This is a genomic window from Clostridium cibarium (genome assembly GCF_014836335.1).
Classification (GTDB): domain Bacteria; phylum Bacillota; class Clostridia; order Clostridiales; family Clostridiaceae; genus Clostridium; species Clostridium cibarium.
This window is the reverse complement of the sequence record NZ_JACSRA010000056.1, coordinates 1-6,173: the sequence shown is the minus strand read 5'-3', so window position 1 is coordinate 6,173 and position 6,173 is coordinate 1. Positions and strand designations below refer to the sequence as shown.

The 6,173-nt window shown below is 28.8% G+C and carries 7 protein-coding genes; 2 read left to right on the top strand and 5 right to left on the bottom strand.

Translation table 11 applies throughout. The annotated features are described in order from the left end of the window. Window positions 1–160: 160 nt before the first annotated feature. Entirely contained in the window at window positions 161–751 is a 591-nt protein-coding gene (locus H9661_RS19130; protein WP_191770394.1) for a hypothetical protein, read from the top strand. Window positions 752–1,065: 314 nt separating this feature from the next. Here the strand turns inward: H9661_RS19130 and H9661_RS19125 are convergent, their stop codons facing one another. From H9661_RS19125 to H9661_RS19110, 4 genes are all read right to left on the bottom strand, one after another. Beyond that, entirely contained in the window at window positions 1,066–1,338 is a 273-nt protein-coding gene (locus tag H9661_RS19125; protein WP_191770392.1) for a DUF6290 family protein, read from the bottom strand. Window positions 1,339–2,289: 951 nt separating this feature from the next. Further along, entirely contained in the window at window positions 2,290–2,532 is a 243-nt protein-coding gene (locus H9661_RS19120; protein WP_191770390.1) for a hypothetical protein, read from the bottom strand. Next, entirely contained in the window at window positions 2,522–3,565 is a 1,044-nt protein-coding gene (locus H9661_RS19115) for a relaxase/mobilization nuclease domain-containing protein (RefSeq protein ID WP_191770388.1), read from the bottom strand. The genes H9661_RS19120 and H9661_RS19115 overlap by 11 nt, the downstream gene beginning before the upstream one ends. Then, window positions 3,565–3,888 (bottom strand): plasmid mobilization protein, encoded by a 324-nt coding sequence (locus tag H9661_RS19110; protein ID WP_191770385.1) that lies wholly within the window; start codon window positions 3,886–3,888, stop codon window positions 3,565–3,567. Before H9661_RS19110 ends, H9661_RS19115 begins: the two co-directional genes overlap by 1 nt. Before the next feature lie 677 nt (window positions 3,889–4,565). On the opposite strand from H9661_RS19110, the gene H9661_RS19105 reads away from it, so the two are divergent. Continuing rightward, window positions 4,566–4,904 carry a hypothetical protein gene (locus tag H9661_RS19105; protein WP_191770383.1) on the top strand — a complete coding sequence of 113 codons (339 nt, stop codon included), beginning with the start codon at window positions 4,566–4,568 and terminating at the stop codon, window positions 4,902–4,904. A 163-nt stretch (window positions 4,905–5,067) separates the two neighbouring features. On the opposite strand, the gene H9661_RS19100 is transcribed toward H9661_RS19105, so the two are convergent. After that, window positions 5,068–5,874: a YitT family protein gene (locus tag H9661_RS19100; protein WP_191770396.1), complete on the bottom strand. Its 807-nt coding sequence runs from the start codon at window positions 5,872–5,874 to the stop codon at window positions 5,068–5,070. Window positions 5,875–6,173: the final 299 nt, after the last annotated feature.

The following is a 6,173-nucleotide window of genomic DNA, read 5'->3' as shown; positions in this document are numbered from 1 at the left end:
ATTTTTAGTTTAGTATTTATAAATTTTCAAAGAAAAAAGGTATATTTCGTGTAGCTCTACGCGAAATATACCTTTTTATACTTGATTTATTTGGCTATTTATTACATAATATATATATAATAACAAATAATACTAATTAAAGGGGAATATTGAGAGCAAAATGAATATTGAAGACGAAATAGAACACACAGTAGTAAACGAAGTTTTTAAACTATTTAAAGAAAAGAAATTTAAAGAAGCTAAAGATTTACTATATGAAATATACTTAAATAATTATGAGAATTTAATCGATCTATCTATAAAACGTTTACTAATACATAATTTAGCCTGGGCAGAAAATTGTCTTGGAGAAATTAGCAATGCTGAACAATATATATTACAAATTAAAAGTGAAATAGAAGATGATCCTGATTATATAAATAACAATCTGTTTGATTATTGTTTAATTTTAAATCTTTATTGTGAGATATTCAAAGATGAACTTAGTATTGATGAATATAAAGAAATTAATCTTTTTGTCTCTAATTATCATCATGAAAATGGAAGTATGGGAAGAGAATATATTGCATTAACAAATGTATATAAAGTGACCCAAAAGTGGGACGATATAATTTCATTGCTTTTAAACTTAAAAAAACATAATGCAAATGAATATTTTATAAATGAAATATTAAGAGAACTAGAAAAAAATAATATAGAAGCTTTTGATAAAGCATATTGTTTATTGAATGGAGGTGAGATTTATGTTTAATTTTTTAACAAGCTTATTAACTTATTTCCCAAGTGCAGTAGATATGTGGGGCTAAAAAATGTAATTAGATACTAATGTCCAAAGGATTAAATAATTAAATTTATTTAATCCTTTTTATTTTCCATTCATCCTACTTAAATGGGGTATATGTATATATATACATATACCCCATTATCTATGTGGTAACAAAAACTATATAAGCTATTTATTTAACTATATTTCGATAGCGGGAATTTTATTTTTATTAAAAATTAAAACATTCCCACCAATATTCCCACCCTTATACATTTAAAATAACATTAACATTTTTAGAATTAACCATTTCTTTTTAAAAATGAGAATGCCCTCTTTTTATTTTCTTTGTTCCCACGAATTTTTTCTGTAAGTTTCATTATCTTTTCTTCATGGCTTGAAATTCTATCTTTAATTATCTTTTGTGTTTTAATATTATCCTCTATTTTTTTAGCCGATTCTAAGGTTGTATTTAATATAAATTCAGTCATATTCAACCCTTTAACTTTAGCAATCTTTCTGAGAAACTCTTTTTCTTCTTTAGTTAGACGAACCTTGATTTCTGCGTCCTTCAAAGCAATTTGTTCCCCTTTCTAAAAATAGTATTGCCACGATATTCCTTTATCTTCCTACAACTATTGTATCATGTTCCCCTTATTATTTTCTATGTTCCCCTGTAGCTTTTAATTTCTTAGCCTACCGCACTATCATTTGGTGCTACAGCCTTACATCATAACTCTGACAAGCTACGTTACGATTCCAGTTGGTCTACTTCTCTTTTTTATTACTATTTAGGCAAGTACAAATAGTAAAAACTTTAAATTAAGTATTGAACTTTAAAGAAGTTCAGCTACACTACTGGGCGGTGTGGACACGTTTTTGGGTATAGTTAGTCCTAAGAAATTTAAGACTAAACAAAATACTACTGTTCTCTGATTTGTATCTTCGTAATATTACCCTATTTGTCCATTCAAATAACCCTTCTCATTTGCTCCATGCCCACAAATAATATACAAACTATGTATTGGTTAAGTTGTCGTACTTCCGTACCATGAACCCTCCTACTAATATTTATAGTGGTTAGTTAATCCACTTGACGAACCATTCTCATATATAGGGCAATGAGAATAATCCGAGCCTTCTTTCGTATCGGTGGCTAACCATAGATTATTTATACTGTTTTTCTATGTTCCAGTGCCAGTAGGGCTTGTCTTATTTAATTTTAGGTATTAAAAAAAGCCTTTTGAGTAAGTGTGATACATACTCAAAAGACTATTGAAATTCGTTCTTTTATCAGTTATACTTTATTCATAACTTGAATAAAGTATATTTATAAAGTAACTATGTTACTTTATTTAAAAGAAGTTCTTTTCTAACGGCTTTGAAAGTGTTCGTTGCACTTACGAAGTTTGGCTTAATCTTAAATTTCTCAGGTTTATGATTAAGAGTTGAATAAGGACTTTTTTTATATTTAATTTTCCAATTAATGATTTTATTTTAACCTTTATTTTCTTATTTTACAACTTTTATTTTGCAAACACCTTATAAGCAAGAATCATCATGATAATTGGCATTACTAATAAATCAGCTATAATCAAGAAATCTAGCCATTTCCAACGGTCAAAGAAACTTTTATATCTATCATTAGTTCTTTTTTTATTTTCTTCACAATCTGATATAAACTTCTCTGTTTCTTCTCTTACCTTGTCAGCCTTTTGGTTTAAGCCTTTTTCTGTAGTTTCTAATACTTTATTCGCCTTATCTATCAAAGTCAAAATCTCGGCTTTGTGACTGTCTGTGAACCCCTTTAGAGATTCCTCCATTTTCTCGTTCAGTAGATTGTTGCTTTCCTTCAACTGCTTTACTTGGCTCTTCATATTCTCCAGTTGCTCTATCTGCTCTTTCTTTAACTCCTTGAACTTTTCGTTGTATTTCTCCAATGACATCATTACTAGGCTGTTCTGATATTCTATTTCCTTCACCTTTGACATTATCTCCAATTGCTGACCAATCGACATTTGGGGCGTTTCCTCTGCTTGTTTCTCCTGTATTAATTGATTTCTCTTTTCTAGTAAACTCATTTAATAATTCCTCCTTATCATAATTAGCACCTAATTTACTCCCTCTTATGCTCTGTGTCCTTTCGGGGTGCTTGTAGCTTATAGTTTTGTTGGTTACTCTTGAATCGATGTTAAAATTGATTTTAAGGCACTTCTGAAACTCTTCAAGATTATTAGCTTTACCTTTAGCAAAACTAATACATTCTTTTAACTCACCTTTCCAAGTGGTTTCCCCTCTCAATTCTTTTCTAAGTTCTCCACTCGTTAACCTTTCTTTTGCTCGATGATCTAAATCTAAAGTCTTTAAATTTTCCCTCTCACAAATCCTATTACTTTCTCTTTTTATATCCCATAAACTTTTATTACTTGCATTGTACTTCAATCCATTCTCAAAGCTAACACTATTAACTATGAAATGGTTATGTATATGCTCTTTGTCTTTATGAGTTACAACTAGTACCTCATGCCCCTTGAATTGATTCTCTGCAAGTTCCTTGCCTAATTCATGAGCCTTTTCTGGTGTTATATTATCCTTGGGGTCAAAGCTCTGTATCACATGATGATATTTAACTCCATTGTTTTTATCATATAATTCCTTAGTTGCATTAAACTCATTGACCATATTATCAGCATTACAATTCAATCCACTAATTAATTTTTCCTCGGTCTTTTCTTCTTGAGTTAAGTAATTATAGATTTTTTTGGGAGTTGCCTTTGAAGCAATTCTTTTTATAACCGCCATTATTCATTCACCTTCTTTAATGCATGAAGAACTTCCCTCCAAACATAATCAAGTTCAGTTTTCATACTTGATAATTCATCTATATTTTTTACTTCTCCAGTATTAACTTTTTTAGTTATTTGGTTCAAATTATTACCTAACCTTTTTAATTCCAAAACTAATTCTTTCATGTCATCAATAACAAAAATGTCTTTTTCTAAAATACATTTTCTTAAATATTCACTTTGAGTCAATTTTGATTTTTGAAAATTCTTTTGGAATTGTTCAAATTCAGATTCACTCAATCGAAAATTAATTTGTTTTCCTCTGTTTCTTTCTGTCAATTTTCTCATATCCTTTCGCTGAATTTTGAAGTTTTTAACTTCAAAAAAGGGGTGGTCTTGGAGGGGGTTCCCCTCTAAGCGAGATGTGTTTGTTGCCTTTTGGCTATACAAACACGCATCTCGCTCTCTTACTATAAGGTCAGTATATACCTATGTTTTGGTTTTTGCAATGGGTGAGAAAATTTATGTTTTGGGGTAACGACTTAGTCAAAAATAAGGAGTGAATTGTAAAGGGGAAAAGAACTAAATTAATTTCATTCCATTTATGGATCTTGAAATTAATTTAGTCCTTTTGCGTAGCCTTGCCCCTTTTCAAGAGAGGAATTGTTTTTATCATGTTCCCCCTCCAAAACATAAACTTTATTTTGCTAAATTAATGGATTTTTTGACTAACTAAAATATATCCCCAATTTTGGATAGCTATATTTTAACAGTATCAATCCTAATGCCTCTATTAGCAATTCTAAGCATTTTTAACCCCTTTGTGATATTGAAAATCGCTCTAACACATAAAACTTCTTATATCTCCTCTGTAGTACCTTAAATTTCATCCCACTTTTCTCTCATTTCGCTAAAAAATACTTTAGCAAAATACAGAACAATATTGTGATTTTGAAGTAAAGCATGGAATAATATGATATCTGTTACACAAAATATATCTGAAGGGTGGTTGTGTGATGAAGAAATTTACTATTTCATGCTTAATTTTTTTATGTCTATCATTCAATATAATTGGAGTAAATACATTAGCCGTAACTCCAAGTAATGTTTTAAAACAAGGCGTTTATACATTATCTGATTTGAATGTTTCAACAGATAATCTTTATGATATTACAAATATTTCTCAAAACGAAGATGCGTATATACTTATCTTTAATGAAAACTTTGTTATAATGCAGTCCTTGCGATTGTCACCTAGCATAAAAAGTTTTAATTTAGTACCTTTGAAACCAAACTACCAGCTTGTAGTTCTTGGTAAATCAGAAGTATATATAAATCCAAGATCAGTTAAATAGTTATTTGGATTGCTCTAATTTCGCTAAATGTTATTTTATCAAAATACAAAAAGCCACTGATCTGCATACAGTGGCTTTTAAAATACGTTAAATTTTACTTTAGTGAATACTAAAACTAAATAATTTAAAATTATTTGGTTTGTGCTATTTTTTTATATATAAACTAATGTATTGCCTTTTTGACATACTTCTTGCCAGTTCCTTCAACACTTGTAATGGTAATTAGTGCATTTTCATCGAAATCATTCACAATATTTTTTAATTTCGCTATTTCAAGTCTTGATAAAACAACATATATAACTTCTGTTTCATCACCACTATAAGCACCTTTTCCATTTAATAGAGTGATTCCTCTACCAAGTCTATTTATTATTGCATTAGAAATATCACTATTCTTATCAGAAACAATAATTACCGCCTTTGATTCTTCAAGACCTTCAACAGTTATATCTATAGCTTTAAATGCAATAAAATATGCTATTAAAGAATACATAGCTCTATCCCAACTAAATACAAAACCTGAAATTCCCAATATGAAGAAATTAATAAACATAACTATTTCCCCAATAGAAAATGCACTTTTTTTCTCAAGAATAATAGCAATAATTTCAGTTCCATCTAAAGAACCACCATTCCGTATAATTAAGCCTATCCCTACACCTAATATAATGCCTCCAAATATAGTTGCTAGAAGTGTATCTTGTGTTATACCTGGAACAGGATGAAATAATGTCACAAAAATTGAAAAACATATTACTGAAAATATAGTGGAAAGGGCAAAAGTCTTACCTATTTGTTTATACCCTATAATTACAAAAGGTAAATTTAATATGAAGATAAATATCCCTAATTGAATACTGGTTAAATGACTTGCCATTATTGATATTCCAGTTATTCCACCATCAATTATATTATTAGGTATTAAAAATATTTCAAGCCCCATTGCTGCTAAAATTGAACCTATTACCATAAAGAAAATCCTACTAAAGTAAATTAAAATATAGTTGTTTTTTTTGGTCATTTAATTCCCCCTTACTTAAATAATATATTTCATACATAGCTTAATATTGATATCATAATTATAACATAGTTTTAAATACTATATTCACATCATTCAAATACCGTAACTAGTAGAATTTTATTTTTTGAATTTCGCTAAATGATATTTTTGCGAAGTCTATAATTTTAACGGTTTTATGCCATTTGTAAGGTATGAAAATCAGATTTTTAGTTTAGTATTTATAAATTTTCAAAGAAAAAAGGTATATT